Origin of the sequence: Photorhabdus aballayi (assembly GCF_026153155.1) — a bacterium.
Lineage (GTDB): Bacteria > Pseudomonadota > Gammaproteobacteria > Enterobacterales > Enterobacteriaceae > Photorhabdus > Photorhabdus luminescens.
On record NZ_JAPFCD010000006.1, the window covers coordinates 164307 to 181367 of the forward strand.

The 17061-nt window shown below is 39.0% G+C and carries 12 protein-coding genes; all 12 read left to right on the top strand.

Annotation, left to right across the window (positions count from 1 at the left end):
- Positions 1-107 precede the first annotated feature (107 nt).
- Positions 108-2813: a baseplate J/gp47 family protein gene (locus tag OO184_RS05615; protein WP_265378347.1), complete on the top strand. Its 2706-nt coding sequence runs from the start codon at positions 108-110 to the stop codon at positions 2811-2813.
- Complete coding sequence (locus tag OO184_RS05620) at positions 2806-5655, top strand: baseplate wedge protein (RefSeq protein ID WP_265378335.1); 2850 nt, start codon at positions 2806-2808, stop codon at positions 5653-5655. The genes OO184_RS05615 and OO184_RS05620 overlap by 8 nt, the downstream gene beginning before the upstream one ends.
- Positions 5656-5743: 88 nt before the next feature.
- Positions 5744-6694 (top strand): hypothetical protein, encoded by a 951-nt coding sequence (locus OO184_RS05625; RefSeq protein ID WP_265378336.1) that lies wholly within the window; start codon positions 5744-5746, stop codon positions 6692-6694.
- A 58-nt stretch (positions 6695-6752) separates the two neighbouring features.
- Positions 6753-8303, top strand: coding sequence for a contractile injection system tape measure protein (locus OO184_RS05630; protein WP_265378337.1), 1551 nt, complete (start codon positions 6753-6755; stop codon positions 8301-8303).
- A 9-nt stretch (positions 8304-8312) separates the two neighbouring features.
- A complete protein-coding gene (locus OO184_RS05635; protein WP_265378338.1) occupies positions 8313-10412 on the top strand; it encodes an ATP-binding protein in 2100 nt (699 codons plus the stop codon).
- A gap of 24 nt (positions 10413-10436) precedes the next feature.
- Complete coding sequence (locus OO184_RS05640) at positions 10437-11339, top strand: Pvc16 family protein (RefSeq protein WP_265378339.1); 903 nt, start codon at positions 10437-10439, stop codon at positions 11337-11339.
- A 174-nt stretch (positions 11340-11513) separates the two neighbouring features.
- Positions 11514-12506: a hypothetical protein gene (locus OO184_RS05645; RefSeq protein ID WP_265378340.1), complete on the top strand. Its 993-nt coding sequence runs from the start codon at positions 11514-11516 to the stop codon at positions 12504-12506.
- A gap of 126 nt (positions 12507-12632) precedes the next feature.
- Positions 12633-13667: a hypothetical protein gene (locus OO184_RS05650; protein ID WP_265378341.1), complete on the top strand. Its 1035-nt coding sequence runs from the start codon at positions 12633-12635 to the stop codon at positions 13665-13667.
- Positions 13668-13883: 216 nt separating this feature from the next.
- On the top strand, positions 13884-14288 hold the full coding sequence (locus tag OO184_RS05655) for a hypothetical protein (RefSeq protein WP_265378342.1): 405 nt from the start codon (positions 13884-13886) through the stop codon (positions 14286-14288).
- 358 nt (positions 14289-14646) lie between these two features.
- Entirely contained in the window at positions 14647-15129 is a 483-nt protein-coding gene (locus OO184_RS05660) for an Hcp family type VI secretion system effector (protein ID WP_049585293.1), read from the top strand.
- 2 nt (positions 15130-15131) lie between these two features.
- Positions 15132-15614 carry a DUF2778 domain-containing protein gene (locus OO184_RS05665; RefSeq protein WP_049585292.1) on the top strand — a complete coding sequence of 161 codons (483 nt, stop codon included), beginning with the start codon at positions 15132-15134 and terminating at the stop codon, positions 15612-15614.
- A gap of 832 nt (positions 15615-16446) precedes the next feature.
- Positions 16447-17061, top strand: a 615-nt coding sequence (locus tag OO184_RS05670) for an Rpn family recombination-promoting nuclease/putative transposase (RefSeq protein ID WP_265378343.1), incomplete at its 3' end; no start/stop codon positions are given.

Here is a 17061-nt window from a genome sequence, read left to right on the forward strand (position 1 = left end):
AATATAGTGTCACTGCCGGATAAATAACCTCTTCAACCTTATTTTTAAATAACAACGATCTCCTGAAAAACGATCAGGAATATATGCAAATAACAGGTGGTATAAATATGGGACAGGCCGAGTTAGACAATAAACTCTCTGCTATTGTGCCAGATACTGAATTTAAACTTGATGAAAGAAGTACGCTGGATATTTTAAACTGGCTTAAAGAATACACCGCAATCATCCCTTTCGATCAAGAGAAAAAACAGTTCTGGGATAGTTTTTACTTTATTCAGGAAAATAGTCCTCAGCAATTAGCCGATATTTACCAACATGCTAACAAAGCGGATGGCCTTTTACCCGCACATCAAGTTTTTGTACTGGCTTTTTTAAAACTATTAGAAACAACCAACCGCTTATTAAACACCTTCCCGGCACGACACCGTGATCTTTATTACCGGGAATTACTGGGGCTGAATCCCAGAAACGCCCAAGCGGATAGTGTTGCCATCGGCATTAGCCTGAATACCAATAACGAGGAATTTCTGGTACCACAAGGCACGCTGTTTGATGCCGGGCAGGATAGCGCAGGAAACCCGTTACAATATGCATCAGACATGGATTTATTGGCGAATCAAGGGGAGCTGACCGATTTACGTTGGCATCGGAAAGAGGGTAACAATGGCTGGCAATCAGCGATACCTTTTAACCTTTCGAATAACATTGCATTACCTGAAAATGGCATTCAACTTTTTAGCCCAACAGCCCATGATATGCCGGTTCTATCCGGTTATCTGATCACTTCATCTTTATTTGCTATGTCCGCTGGAGAACGTCATATCACATTGACGCTGGAAAACGATTGGCAAGGTCAAGCTGAACACCTCACCGCTAAAATCAGTGCAGCAGATCACTGGTTATCGTTATCGGTAAATCTTGCTAACAAAACCACTATTGAACTTAAATTATCATCCACAGATGATCCTACCAGCCCGCCAGATAACCTTGATGGCATGACATTCGACGTACCGGTACTAAAATTAGGCGCCACTCAGCAACCCTCGTTGCCCAAAATTACCGGTATTGAAATCAATATTAACGGCAACCGCAATGTGCACTATGCCTCTGATAGCGGTATCGAACAGGCGGATACCACCAGTTTCCCCTTTGGTCAATCGCCATTGCCAGGTTCCGGCTTTAATCTGGTTGCCCCTGAATGGTATGGTTCCGAAAATGCGATACTGACCCTTACGCCTCAATGGGTTGGCTTACCTACCAAGAGTTTTAAAGCGTGGTATAAAGGGTACAACCCTGAACCTGACAATAGCGCATTTAAAGTACAGGGTTACTTAATCACGCCTCAGGAAAGAAAGACGATTAATGGACTCCAATCATTATTCAGTGGAGATAACGAACCGCAAGGGCAAAGCCTAACTTTTACTTTACCTGCAATGGATTACCCTCTCGCAGACAGCCCCTCACCCAATGATTGGCCTGCTTCAATACGCATAGAACTGGCCGAACAGGATTTTATGCATGCCCAATACTGGCAAAATCCTACTGACAAAAACGTACCCTACACTCCGCAAATCAGTGCGTTGCAAATCACATTCAGCGCTAAAGTAAAAACTGAGCAATACACCGTTTATCCTCTGACACCTTTTGGTTGGGGTAATGCCAACACAGAAACGCCAACACTCACTCATGAAGCATTCTACTTAGGCTTTACGGATGTACTGCCGGGGCAAACTTTGTCTCTCTACTGGCAACTAGTCGGTTTTAAAGCGCTCAATTTATCCTGGTTTTACCTCAACACCAGCAACACTTGGAACAAATTGGATAAATTAGTTGATGATCAAACTCGTCACCTATTTGACCGGGGTATCTGGCGTACCTTATTACCACAGGATGCATCAAATCAGTCTGCCTTGATGCCAGTGGGACGATACTGGCTAAAAGCAGAGATAACTGATCAGACTAAGCCTCAGGATTACCCACGCATTAAGGGCCTGCTGTATAACGCCGCCACGGCGACTTTAATCAACCCAGAAACCGTTGAGCAGGAGCACTTTATCAACGGATTGATCGCCAACAGCATTAAACAACCGGTCAACGCATCTGTTGCAATCAGTAGCGTCACACAACCCTGGGCCTCCTGGAACGGTCGCCCACCAGAAACCGGGCAATCCTTCCTGACGAGGGTCCCTGCCCGATTGTCACACCGTAATCGGGTACTGAGTTGGGGAAATATCGCCACCTTGCTAAAAGATCATTTTGTCAGCTTATTTGACGTCCAATCCCCCTCCGTCAATGAATTAACCAAAATCCCGGCGCCGGAAATACAACGACTGATTGTGATCCCTGACAGCCGTTATAAAGATAACGATGATGCACTACGTCCAACACTAAACCCGGCTCGATTGACAGAGATGGTCGAATGGCTAAGCCAATTAAGCAGCCTCTGGACAACCATTGAAATTGACAATCCCACCTACGTTGATGTCCTGATCCGCTATCAACTGGTGTTTGCTCCAGGCGTTAACCCTGATTACGGTCATTATCAGTTACAACAGGAATTAAGCCGAAAATATATGCCGTGGGGAGAAAATAGCGCTATTGGCGTCACAACCGGTAATCGCATTGACTACTACCCCTTGTTAGCCGCCATCCAACAATCCCCGCTGGTAGAACGCGTCACTGACCTAAGTATGACAATCGCCAACCATCCCACCAGCGCGGTGGGTGAAAGTATCGAGGCTGCCGATAACGAGGTACTGATTCTAGTCTGGCCTGATGACACTTCCCCAAGCCAAGGAGTTGATAATGAATAATCAGGATGCGCTATTCCCCATTGTTAAAGACGATATTACCTTTGACGCCTTACTCTCGCAGGCCAAGACCGTTATTGAACAGCAATCCGGCCAATGTTGGAGCAATACCAGTACCAGCGATCCCGGAATCACCTTACTAGAAGCGTGCTGCTACGGCGCTTCCGATCTGGCCTATCGTCATTCACTGCCGCTCAGGGATCTGCTTACCCCGAAAGAAGAGCAACAACCTCCCAATGACGGCATTTTCCCGCAAGAGTTTGGCCCGCAACAAATGCTGACTTGTGGACCGATTACTGTGGAAGATTATCGCCGGGCTTTGCTGGACCTGCATAGCAGCGACGCAGCGAGTGAAAAAAACACAGATTATTTTTTCTTTAACGATGTACAGCTTATTCGCGAACCTGAAAATCAACGTTATGAATACTGGTATAACAAAGAAAAACGTGAATACAGTTTCACTTCAACCCCAAATAGCGAACGATTAACGTTAAGAGGAAATTATTGGCTCTATTTACTCCCTAGCCGGGAAACTGAAAACAATAAAACACTCGCTCAGAAAAGTTTGCAGACTTTCCTGAAAAATAATCGTAACTTGGGGGAATCTGTCAGCCATATTATCTGGCTACAACCCACCGATTTTCCTCTACAAATTGACATTGAACTTGATGATGATGTCAACGATATCGCCGGCATATTTGCCCAAGTTTATATAACAGCGGAACAGATGGCGCAGGCAAAACCCGAACGATATACCACGCAAACCATAAAAGATCAGGGTTACAGTAACGAAGAGATATTCTCCGGCCCCTATTTGCGTCACGGCTGGATACCGACATTACCGCAAGTCAAAGATTACACCGGCGCTACCGTATTAAATTTAAGCCACTTGGTTAATCAATTACTGGCAATTAAAGGGGTGCAAAATATCACCCGATTAGCTCTCACTCAGCACGATGAAATCATTTCCCCGCTACCGAACGATAATTGGTCCTGGAAAATCGCCCAAGGATATTACCCCAGATTATGGGGCAGCGATCCACTGGCATTAATTACCTCATCAAACAGTCCACTCACCATTACCGCCAAAGGTGGAATTAATATTATCGTTTCCAAACAACAAATAGAGGAAAAAATCATTGCCGATCCGCTAATTAATACCCAGCCGGAATTATTAAATTGGGGAAAACATCGAAAAGTCCTGGATTACTATCCGGTAAGCAATAAATTACCTGCTTGCTATGGATTACAAACCTATGCCAATAGCCAACAACAGATACAATTACACCAATTTATGCTGCCGTTTGAACAGATGCTGGCTAATGGCTGCGCCGAACTCGACTTGCTGCCAAAACTGTTGGCGTTTAAACAACGAGAAAATAACGTCTACGGTATTCAATGGCCTTTTAAAGCTGATACGGTCAATCAGCAAGTTCATCAAAATATAGCATCTGAATTGCTAACAAAGCTCAACAACGATTCACAAATCTCTCATCAAGGCGCTATTCAAACCAAAAACTATGCAAAAGAGCTGACAATTGTAGATTATCTACTAGGCTATTTTGGCACTCAGCGCGCTGCCCGGCCACTTACCCTAGATTTACTGGATTTTTTATCTACCCAACGGGGATACCTGGCTCAACAGCCCGAACTGGCCTATCAGCGTAACAATATTCGTATCGATAAGGTGTCAGCGCTCCAGAAACGTATCGCTGCCCGGCTAGGTCTGGGCGGAGAGTGTTTTAGTGAAACGCCTAATCTGGCTAACTTGCCTTTCTATTTGATTGAACATCGTCAACTCTTACCGGTAAAACCTGACAAAGCATTTGATACCGAGCAAAAACCTGATTCTCTAATAGTTGAAGGCGATCAATTAAAAATTACCCAGCAAGGTACAGCAGGCCGGTTACTGCAAGGACAGGTAATCAATCTCATTGTCTATGAAGGTGATAATAAACTCGTATTACGTGGTCAAATGATTACTGATGTCACAGAAGATACCTTCTCTCTTAGTATCAGTAACAGCAGCGAACTGGAGCGTAATCTGAGCAGAGTGCAACAGGCATTTGAGCAAGATAAACTGCGCTGGCTAAACAGTCCGGTATGGCTGGAAGACATGGATTATCAATTGGTTTATACCAATCAAGCCTATCAAAGCGATGCCGAAGATGAACGCTGGATCACTTCCAGCACTCAAAGCCCCTTTCCAGCGATGATCGAAGAAAATGATGAAATTACACTGAAATATGTGATTACCCCATCCAAACCAACCCAAGAAACTGATTATGAACTCAAAGCAACAGTGGTTAAATTTGATCGCATTCAAGGAAAGATACTCATTAAACGCAGTAAAGATTCATCAGGTAATTTTCCACCAGAGGCAGAAGCATGGCGCTATCGTTGGTATTTCTCCAGCGAAAAATATGCTTTAGCTGATCGCTTTTCATTCGTGGTCAGTGTGGTGATTAATCGCCAACTCATTGAGAATGAGGGCGTTGATCCTTATAAATTGGAATCTTGGGTGAAAACCGAAATTTTATCTGAGTTTCCCGCTCATCTTTCCATGATTATTCACTGGCTGTCACCGGAACATTTTAATAACTTTGCCAGTACCTATAAACGTTGGCAAAATAATGGCGCTCCTTTAGGAGACGAGGCATATAACATTTTAGAAACCTTAACCTTAGGAAGAGTACCTTCCGCGGTAACAGGTATTGGTAGTATGCGAATCGCTACCGCACAGCAGCGTATTGAGGTAATTGGTGAATCCGGTACTGAATGGAATACAGAAGTCATTATCAGCAACCAGTTATTATATGTACCCTACTCTAGTAAAAATATTTAAATACTAACATTTTAAAATTCTCAGATTTAACCTGCGAATGAGAAATCAAGAAAATAGAATTATTTGATAATTTATACAAGGTGATAAAATGGCAAATAAATATAACCCGTATAATTCAGAAAACAATTTAGAAAATACTCATCTTAAATCAACAGGTCCTTCAACAAATGATCTAAAAAGCCGTTTTAAAGAAGGCAGTATTCCCCTACAAACCGATTATTCTGACTTGATTGATATTGCTGACATTGGCCGCAAAGCAACCGGGCAAGCCCCCGGACAATCAGGAGAACCTGGTGATGGCTTGAGTTTGACGGATGACGGAACTTTACAGACAATTATTAATTCAACTGGCGGACTGCATTTTGATAAAAAAGCGTTAGCAATTAAACCTTACAATGGGATTAACGTTGATAATAATGGTGTTTCAGTCAAAGCCGGTAGCGGAATCATTGTTGATTCAAGCGGTGTCAGTATTGATTCCAATAATGTACTCCCCAAAGGGATAATTGTGATGTTTTCTGGTAGTGATATCCCTGATGGTTGGGCGCTGTGTGATGGTAAGAATGACACGCCAGATTTAATCGATCGGTTTATTTTAGGCGGTAAAGTTTCCGATATTAATAAAAATAATGGAAAAAAAGCTTCTGGTCTTTTTGCTAATAATAAGCAATTTAAAATAAGTACTACCAATAAAGAACTGACAATCACCATAAAAGGTACAAAACTGTCCTTGGATCAAATACCAGAACATCAACATATAGGAGGAATGGCCTACTTTGACCTAACAGGAGCAAAATATGGCTCTAGTCAACTTGATAAGAATCAAGTTCCCCAACAACTTGATAATAATCCTTACTCTCGTGATTTTATGAGCAAAACAGAAGAATATGGTAGAAGCCTTTTTGTAGGAAGGGAAAGTATCCCTCATTACTTTTACACATCTTACATTGGTAATGGAAAGGAACACACCCATGATGTTGATGCGAGCGCTAATATTATCCCTCCTTATTATATTCTGGCATTTATTATGAAGATTTAATTCCATAAATACAGATCTAAACTATCTATTATTTGCTAATCATCAAGGATATATTGATATGACTTCGGAGCCAAATCTGTTAAATCGGATTACCATTACTATTGAAGCTAACAATCAACAGGTGGCTAAAACAGTATTGCATGGCTCCCTACTTAATCAAGCCAATATAAATAGCTTATTCAATACATTCTTTACTCAACATCCTATTAATCAGGATATATATCTAGAAACATTGACCTTAAATCTTGGTGAAATAAGCTTACATAACTTCAATTCAGTGTTTCCACGCCAGCTTAATATAGCCTTAAGTAAAGCTCTAAATCAATATCAAATAAATCATCAAGAAAAAATCAGTTTGAATGAACCTATACCAAATAAAGTTATCCACAGCCCCATTTTATTTGGCGATTATAGCTCAATCAATGCAGAGGAATTCATTCACACTTTATATCAAAAAGACTCAACATTAAATCAAATGGAGGCAATAATCAATAGTAAAAATAGTGATATTAAACATTTAACTAACCAAATAATACAGATAAAGAGCAAGCTAGCATTATTATTGGCAAAAAGCTGTTTATCTGAACCGAGTCTAAAACGACTCTTGACAATCAAACAACCTACTTTATTAAGCGCTATCAATGACAGATTATCTGAAAGAGCAAACAGACCACAATACCGGGAGGAGTTTATCTCCTCCGGGCAATTGATACTCAACGCATTGGGATACATGCAGCGGCACAATACACAGGAAATACCGAAACTTGATGTGAAAGTCATATCGCGCATCACAACTGAACTGAATAACAGTAGACTAAATGCAACACCTATTATTGAATTATTTCACCAAATTATAACTCACCAGACTCCATTAAATAGTTGGTTAAAACAACTTTGGCAAACTATTCCTGTTTCACAACTCTGTAAAAAACATTTATCGGTTAATGAATACTCGTACTTATCAGAATACTTCATTTCAGATAAATTAAATAAAAATAGATCTGACGCAGAATCAGCATCAGATAACACTTTCATTACAGGAGTAAATAACAATAACCCACGTCAAACAATTAACCTGCCACACGCCAAAACCGTTTTATTACCTAAATCGTGCCAAGTCAATAATGCTGGAATATTAATTCTATGGCCGATGCTACCAGCACTATTTAATCAGCTTGGTTTACTTAAGGAACAAAAATTTACCCATCGTCAGGCCCAATTTAGTGCCGTCAATTTCCTTGATTACCTGATTTGGGAAACCGAAGAAACACCAACAGAGCAAAAAGTCCTGAATAACGTTCTGTGTGGACTCATGGCTGATGAAAACAGTGAATCAATCTCTATTGAACCAGAAAAACAATTGATAATAGATCAATGGCTGAGTGCGGTTATCAATCAACTTCCTGGCTGGAAAAAATTAAATTGTAATGACGTTCGTCAACTATTTTTACAACGACCAGGAGAATTGCTGATAAATGAGCAAGAAATCAACATCACGGTAGAAAATCAACCATTCGATGTGCTGTTAACTGATTGGCCGTGGCCATTAAATATCGCCAAATTCCCCTGGCTAGATCGCCCTTTAAGGATTAACTGGCAAAACATTTAAAAGGTTTATATGGATTACCTGCTAACAAATAATCACGGTGAACTTCAACCTATAACGCCTGAATTACGCTGGCTTTATTCCCATCTGGAACGTATTGACCTGCGATTGCAGCACTATTATTACCAGAAAAGAGACAGATACGATTCATTACCGGAGAGTTTTTTACTTGCCGAAGATGAAATAGAACAACGTCTGGCAGAACCATTCGGCGTTCCTCATTGGCTACCTAAAGCAGATAATATTATTCACTGCTCAGAAACAACCGAGGAAAACCCTGCCTTTGATGCATTATCACTATTGGTTGAACGTTTTGAACTCACTGAATTTGAACGTGATGCCTTGTTGCTAGGTTTATTACCCCATTTTAACAGTCGTTATCATTCACTATTTGCTGCTCTAAATGGTAACAGTAAAAAACAGTGGCCCAGTTTTGCTTTAACAATTGAGTTATTTAGCCAACGTCAAAGTGATTGGCAATTACTACAAAACAGTTTCTTACCTCAAACACCATTAATCTGTAATCATCTATTACAACTTAATAACTGCGAAGAATCTGTCTGGTTACAAACACAGTTTTTAACTCACAGCGCTATCTGGCATTTTTTATCAGGTCAACAGGTTATTTTACCACCCCTGACAACCTGCGCTTATTGGAATACTCCTGCTTCACAAATTTGGTATCCACAAGCTCTTTATCATGCACTTGAAAAAATATTATTAAACGAAACTAACGAAATTCGCCCATTAATTATACTCAGAGGAAAACCGGACAGTGCCAGAGAATTAGCAGTAAACAACATTATGGCATTGCACAATATCAGTACCTTAACTCTCGATTTAGCCCGTCTGCCAGACGACGAAAATCCGACGAAAATAACTAACTTACTGATAGATGCAGTACGGGAAACCCGGTTACATGATGCTTGTTTATTAATTCGTAATTTTTCTTTATTAGCAGAAGAAAAGAAAATAGGGAGCAGCGAATTATCTGCACTACTGAATCAACCCAAATTACGCGTAGTTTGCCTGGCAGAACCACAAGACTCATTAATGTGGATTAAACATCTACCAGCAGTACAAATTAATATGCCAGCACTCACTGTGGCCGATAAAAAAACCATGCTACAAGCAAGTTTACCGGATAATATTACTCAGAAAATCAATATGACTCAGCTATGTCAGCGTTTTTCATTTACAGCAGAAACATTACCACTCATTATTGAAGAAGCATATCAATATCAAATACTCCGGCAACCAACAGGCCAATTAGAAGAAACCGATCTACGTAAAGCATTAAATTTCCGCGCTCAACAGAATTTTGGTAAATTAGCCCAACGAATCACCCCCAAACGCAGCTTTAAAGATTTAGTGATTTCAGATGCCTTAGTACAGCAATTAAAAGAAATTATCGCCGCCATTCATTACCGTGACCAAATTCTGGCGACCGGCTTTCAGGAAAAAATAGGTTATGGTACCGGTATTAGCGCACTATTTTACGGTGAGTCAGGAACCGGAAAAACAATGGCCGCAGAAGTGATTGCCGAACAACTTGGTGTTGATCTGATTAAAGTCGATCTCTCTACCGTGGTGAATAAATATATTGGCGAAACGGAAAAAAATATCGCGCATATTTTCGATTTAGCCGAAGCCGATTCTGGGGTGCTATTTTTCGACGAAGCTGATGCCTTATTTGGCAAGCGCAGTGAAACTAAAGATGCCCAAGACAGACATGCCAATATTGAAGTTTCTTATCTATTACAACGATTAGAAGATTATCCGGGATTAGTCATTTTAGCCACCAATAATCGCAGCCATTTGGATAGCGCATTTAATCGCCGCTTTACCTTTATTACCCGTTTTACTTATCCCGACGAAACATTACGTAAAAAAATGTGGCAAATCATTTGGCCGAAACAACTTAAATTATCCAATGAAATTGATTTTGAACATCTGGCTAAACGAACTGACTTAACCGGAGCGAATATCAGAAATATTGCCTTATTATCATCAATATTATCAGCAGATGATAACTGTGATAAAATTGAAAATAAACATATAGAACGGGCTATAATACTTGAATTAAGCAAAACTGGCAGATTGGTATTTTAACTATTTCATCAAATTGGAGCTAATATGACAACGATAATTGCTTCCGACAATGCTATTATTGAAGTTAACAAGGCATTAAATACTATTTTATCCCTGTATTTAAATACTAAAGAGAATAACATCGATATCCGCTTTGACCTACCCGAAATTAATTCTATTCAATCAGAACCGACGGTCAGTGTATTTCTTTATGAAATACATGAAGATCTACAATTACGCTCTGCTGAACCAAGGCGCTATAATCCGGCAACCAGCACATTATTACCGGGATGGGTCAATATCAATTGTAACTATTTAATCACCTATTGGGATGCTAATAAACCCTCAAGTGACAGCTCCAGCCCAGATAGCCAACCGGATAATCAGGCGGCACAAGTTATGACACGGGTTTTAAATGCACTAATTAACAACCGTCAATTAACCGGCATTCCCGGTTCATATACCCGGGTTATTCCACAACAAGAAAATTTAAACAGCCTGGGTAACTTTTGGCAGGCACTTGGTAATCGCCCGCGCATCTCCTTACTCTATTCCATTACTGTGCCAATGAAACTGCAAAATATTGAAAATAGTATCATACCCATTAGCCAAATATCCGCTACTGTAGATCAAAAATCTAGCCTGGACAGTACACAAATAAATCAAGCCCTGACAGATAAATTATGTGCCGACTTAGGTGGTACAGAAGATGCTCGCCTTGCCCTTAATAAAGTGAATCTGATCACTCAATCCGCCACAGACAATAATAATCGTCAGGACAATGAAAACATTATTCTTGAAGTTTCTGGTATTACCCATTCAACTTATTTAGCTAAAATAAAAGATATCCTTTCCATATGGGTAAAAAGTCAAGAAGCTATTGTTAAGGTCAATGGGATAAATATTATTATCTCAAAAGAGGATTCTGAAAAATTGGTCGGAATTTAAAATAATTTTTTAATTATTCTCTTCATCAACAAGGTGACAAACAATTTCTTGTCTATTAATTGGCATTCTGTATAAAATATTTTATTAATAAATTCAATTTTTTATTTTATCGAATGAATATTATAGGTAGAAATTACCAATCTTTCTCTTATCATAAAACCATTAGGTGATAATATGCCAAAAAATAAACACAGTGAAAATAAAAACCATCTTAAAAATAGAGCAAAAGAGTTGCCAATACAGTCAAGTCATTCTATTAATAGCGATATAGACAGTGCTCCATTAGACATCGGATTGGATTTAGATACCATGATGGGAAGTAGCTCTGCTAACTTAGATCAAATTCAGGACTATGCATTCTGGAAAGAAAATATTTCTGAATATTACAAATGGATGGTTGTGGTCAAAGGTCACTTAACACAATTAGACTGGACCTTAAAGTCAATGGACTCCCCTGAATCTGCTGGAAATAATGTGGCTAAAAATATAGGGACGACTGCACTACAAACACTATTAAGTACCGGAAGCGGTATAGCTGGCGGCGCTATAGGCAGCGCTATAGGAAGTGTTATAGCACCAGGAGTCGGCACTATCGCGGGCGCGGGTATTGGCGCATTAGCCGGAACAGGATTAAATTATCTTAATGATACCGCTATTGGAAAATTAAATAAAAAGCTGAAGATAGCTCACCCTTACCCTAAAACAAGAAACATGATAATCGATATCAACAATTACGATAAAAACCCCATCACTAAGGCAATAAAAAAGACATTCAATAAAGAGAATCTAAAAGTCACCGCAGGAAGTTCACTAACATCAAAAGTTATGAAAAAATTACTACCAATAAAAATTCCTGCCTATAAACTTGCTGATCTGGCTATATCACACTATAGGGCATTAGAAGGATTGAGTGACGATAAAGCCAGACACATATTAGATTTTACCAATAGTATTCGTGAAGTTCTCAATGAAAGCCACTCTGATGCGGTGGCATTTATACGTAGAAACTATGGCGATAATGCAATGGGTCTCTCTGGGTTATCTTCTAAAATAATGAGGAAAAAATTAACCTTAGATACAATGGTAAGAACAAAAAACAAAATAGAAATTAAAATTAATAGCATTAATAAACAAGCATTAAAACTTTCCGCACACAACAGAAATTAATAATTAAATCAAGTATCAACATAATTGAACAACTGACATATACATTGACATAAGAGCATGTGGCACGAAGGATCTTGGCGACATAACTTACTAATATATTTCCTAAAAAAATCGACAGGCAATACTATGATTAAAAAAGATACTGCGGTCAAAAAATATAGCGAAAAAGAAAAGCAAAAAAAACGCCCGTCACAATCTAATAATTCTATTAAACACGATGAAGAAGATATGCTGAACAATGAAGAGATCATGAATGAAATCGGCGCATCAGCAGTAAATAGTAGAAAAATGACCATCCAAGAGTTCCTTGAACTTGATAAGGATAACATCGGCGCACATGGATATAGGCAAAGTGAAGCAGACCGTTTATTTAGTAATGAAGATAAAGTTCCACGCTATTATAATAAAGCCAAAAAAGACGGAAAGAGGCCCTATTTAACCTCTGAACATACAATATTGAATAGCATACTTATTGGTGGTGAATCCAGAGGAGAAACTAAAATAAGTAAGGTATTAGAATCATTTGGACATGCTTATCAAGAATTTGATAAAAATCATAGAGCTCATACTGGAAGTAATAAAACCGAATCAGATAGTAAAAATAAAGAAAAAGCGAGAGAGTATAACGCCTACCATTTCGAACAAGACAGCTTGCTATCAAAAGGCAAGACTGCTTTAGCTATTCAGTTGAATCAAATTTACTATAGAGGATTAGACAGCTATCGAGACATCAGGAAGAATAATGAAATATATAATAAAATGGCAGACGACTCATTTTTTTATTCAATAAGTAAAAAGGATGATTATGCTCATTTGAGTGGAGAAGATGAAGTCACTATAGTCACCCTTTCACCATTAGATAAACTAGAATTAGCAATATCACGATTAATGGTTATTTTAGATAGAGTACCAACGAACAGAGAATTAAGAGATGTAGTTAATAAATATAATCTAACTGTTCCTGCCGGATATTTGCCATTTATTAACCATCCTGAATTCGATGATAGGAATATTTTTGATATTACGCCACAAATATCACCTGCTAAAACACCATTATCTCAAGAGGAAATACAAGCTCGTATTACAGCAGGAAAGAAAAAAAGAAGTGAAGAGAAAAATAAAAAAAACAATAACAACAAGAAAAGCAATAGTAAAAAATAGAATAATCATATTATCGGGAGATGGTACAGGCAATTCCCCAGGTTCATTCTTTATAGCAAAAAATGGCAAATAAAATAGCTCTATTGGGATAGATAGTTAATAACCATACCTCTCTTAATTAATCAGACCGAAGAGGGACAAAAATAACTTGCATAAAATAACTTCTTTCGGTAGCTATAATTGAGAACACTAATGTCAACAATGAGGGCAAACTGAATGACTAAATTAATCCTTACGCTGTCTATTATCCTCGGTCTTACCGGGTGTATTTCGCAGAAACAACCACTTTCTCTTGATTACATCGCGGGTAATGAAACATTTTATTTATCCAAACCTTGTATAGAACAAGCTCTTCCTGTAGGAGAAATCGGTGATGATTTAGCTGTGAATGCCAATAACATTTTTCTTAAGGTTAAGAAAGGACTGAATTGTAGTGACCGGTTCAAACTTTTTTTAGCAAGAAACTTAGGGAAAGAGCTGTTTATTTACTTTGACGGTAAGCCAATCATAAAAACCAGACTTGTTTCTATGATTCATCCAGAAGAAGGCTTCCATCAAGCAGTAGAATCGAAATCATTGTCAGATGAAATTCTTAGAGCCTTGAATCATCGGAAACTGTGAAACTAGCAAAAGTACAGTACTGAGTAACCAGAAAATTAATGGTAAGAAATTGGCTGGAGATGCCAGTTTAACTGCCGGGAATATGGAAAGATTCCTGAACATTGCCATTAGACATTCAAGTCCTGATGCCAAAAGACTTAATATGGAACATCAAACAGAGAGAATTGCAGGAAACGATGAAAGATAGAAAGCGGCGGCTATATAAGGGATAGCTGTGTCGCTATTGGCGACTAAAAAATTTAGTAGCCTTGGGAACTATTCGAATCTGTTGTTGTCTTACTGATTGACTATATAAGTTTCACTTGATTCGTAGAAATGAAGCTTCGTTATTAATATTCAATTAGAGGAAGGAAAAATTATGGCAATACCAGCTTATCTCTGGATTAAAGATGATGGGGGCTCAGATATTAAAGGTTCAGTTGATGTATTAGGTAGGGAGGGAAGTATTGAAATCCTTGGTTTTGGACATAACCTTCACATTCCTACTGACGGTAATACTGGAAAGTTAACTGGAACAAGAATTCATGCTCCTCTATGTTTTGAGAAAGAGTTCGATTGTTCATCCCCATATTTTTATAAAGCTGTGGCAAAAGGACAAACGTTAAAAATGGCTGAGATCAAATGGTACAGAATCGATGATGCTGGTCAAGAAAAAGAGTACTTCAATATGTTACTTGAAAACGTAAAAGTCGTATCTATATCACCAATTATGCACAATATAAAAGACCCATCACATCAACATCAAAACCACCTGGAATGCATTGAGCTTAGGTATGAAAAAATAACCTGGAAATATTGTGATGGTAATGTCATGTTTTCTGACGCATGGAGTGAAAGATAATCATGCCGATCACATGTACATTTACATTAAACGGAATGCCAACATCTATCCTTCATTGTATCGGGGTAGGATCTTTTCCTGCTTTTTCCGGACAAAAATATGGTAGAAACAATGCTTATATGACTACCGTGCAAGATATCGGGCCTTTACCAAAAGGCCGATACTTTATCGTTGGCCGCCAGTCCGGAGGACGTCTGAATGCAATTAGGATGTGGGTACTAAAAAATTTTTACGGTACTGACAGAGAAACATGGTTTGCTCTTTATCGTGATGATGGGAAAATTAATGATGAAACTTTCATTGAGGGTGTCAAAAGAGGTAATTTTCGGCTACATCCAATTGGGCCTCGCGGGCTAAGTGAAGGATGTGTTACGCTAACACAGCAGACGGATTTTGATTATATCCGAGCAGCTTTACTGAAAACGACAATGATACCTATTCCTGGCTCATCACTCAAAGCATATGGAACAATCAAAGTGAACTGATGAAGAAAACTTTATCTTTTATAAAATACATAATAGCGGCTTCTGTGATTTTCATTATAACGATGAAAATCATAGATATGATAACGCCGACTAGCTTCATTACATCATTCGCCAGTTTTTGGGGAATATATGGTATTGAGAATGTTATGGATTTATATCTAGATACATCAGCAATGCTATCAATAATAATATCCATTATATTGATAGCAAGCTATAAAAAACATATAAAAAAAAGGAAAAAATAGAATTGGTAAATAAAATCCGGCCATTAAGTGATCTCACGAGCAAACGGATTAATCATTAATGGCTGGTTTTATATTAGTTGCAATATCAAGATAAAACATAAGATATATAATCTTACGTATCACGATTTCACATCAATTAAATGAGTCTGTACATTATTCCGTATAACTCACCAGGTTCATTCTTTATAGCAAAAAATGGCAAATAAAATAGCTCTATTGGGATAGACAGTTAATAACCATACCTGGCGGATTCGACCAATAACTTTCATTGAATGGTTGTTGTAAATATAATATTTTCTCGTTTTTTATTTTCTGGCATTTGATTCTTTAGGCGCTTATATTAATGCATTCGGTAAAGATTTTCCTGAGAAAATCTGAAACAATGTTTTTTGTAACTTGGTAGAAATACTATACCTAATAGATTTCGAGTTGCAGCGCGGCGGCAAGTGAACGAATCCCCAGGAGCATAGATAACTATGTGACTGGGGTGAGTGAAAGCAGCCAACAAAGCAGCAGCTTGAAAGATGAAGGGTATATACCTTGACAATGAGTGGTAATGACTAACTGATAAGACAGAGAAACAGATTGTGGCAAAGAAAGAAAAACGGCCTCACCATGACGCCTTATTCAAGCATTTTTTAACGCAGCCCGAAACGGCCAGGGAGTTTTTATCCCTTTATCTGCCCGAAGAGGTCCAGTCATTGTGTGATTTAGCCACATTGAAACTGGAGCCTGGCAGTTTTGTGGACCGGCATTTACGTCAACTGCACAGTGATGTGCTGTACTCGGTTGAAACAGCTCGGGGACGAGGTTATATCTATTGTCTGATTGAACATCAGTCCACCCCTGACCCGTTGATGGCCTGGCGGTTGATGTATTACGCCATGTCAGCGATGGCGGCTCACCTGAAAAAAGGCCATACTGAACTCCCTTTGGTGGCGCCTCTGCTGTTTTATCATGGCGAGGTTCGTCCTTATCCTTACACAAACCGGTGGCTGGATTGTTTTACGCTCCCTGAACAGGCTGCTCGCTTATACCGTCAGGCGTTTCCGTTGGTGGACGTCAGTGTGCTCAGCGATGAAGAAATCCTGACACATAAAGGCGTTGCGCTGATGGAGCTGGTGCAAAAACACATCCGCTGCCGGGATATGCTGGAATGGGTCCCCCAATTGGTGGAACTCTTGAATGCAGGGTATAATACA

Coding starts and splice junctions, on each gene's coding strand:
- OO184_RS05615 (WP_265378347.1), top strand. CDS start 108: ATGGGACAGGCCGAGTTAGACAATAAACTCTCTGCTATTGTGCCAGAT.
- OO184_RS05620 (WP_265378335.1), top strand. CDS start 2,806: ATGAATAATCAGGATGCGCTATTCCCCATTGTTAAAGACGATATTACC.
- OO184_RS05625 (WP_265378336.1), top strand. CDS start 5,744: ATGGCAAATAAATATAACCCGTATAATTCAGAAAACAATTTAGAAAAT.
- OO184_RS05630 (WP_265378337.1), top strand. CDS start 6,753: ATGACTTCGGAGCCAAATCTGTTAAATCGGATTACCATTACTATTGAA.
- OO184_RS05635 (WP_265378338.1), top strand. CDS start 8,313: ATGGATTACCTGCTAACAAATAATCACGGTGAACTTCAACCTATAACG.
- OO184_RS05640 (WP_265378339.1), top strand. CDS start 10,437: ATGACAACGATAATTGCTTCCGACAATGCTATTATTGAAGTTAACAAG.
- OO184_RS05645 (WP_265378340.1), top strand. CDS start 11,514: ATGCCAAAAAATAAACACAGTGAAAATAAAAACCATCTTAAAAATAGA.
- OO184_RS05650 (WP_265378341.1), top strand. CDS start 12,633: ATGATTAAAAAAGATACTGCGGTCAAAAAATATAGCGAAAAAGAAAAG.
- OO184_RS05655 (WP_265378342.1), top strand. CDS start 13,884: ATGACTAAATTAATCCTTACGCTGTCTATTATCCTCGGTCTTACCGGG.
- OO184_RS05660 (WP_049585293.1), top strand. CDS start 14,647: ATGGCAATACCAGCTTATCTCTGGATTAAAGATGATGGGGGCTCAGAT.
- OO184_RS05665 (WP_049585292.1), top strand. CDS start 15,132: ATGCCGATCACATGTACATTTACATTAAACGGAATGCCAACATCTATC.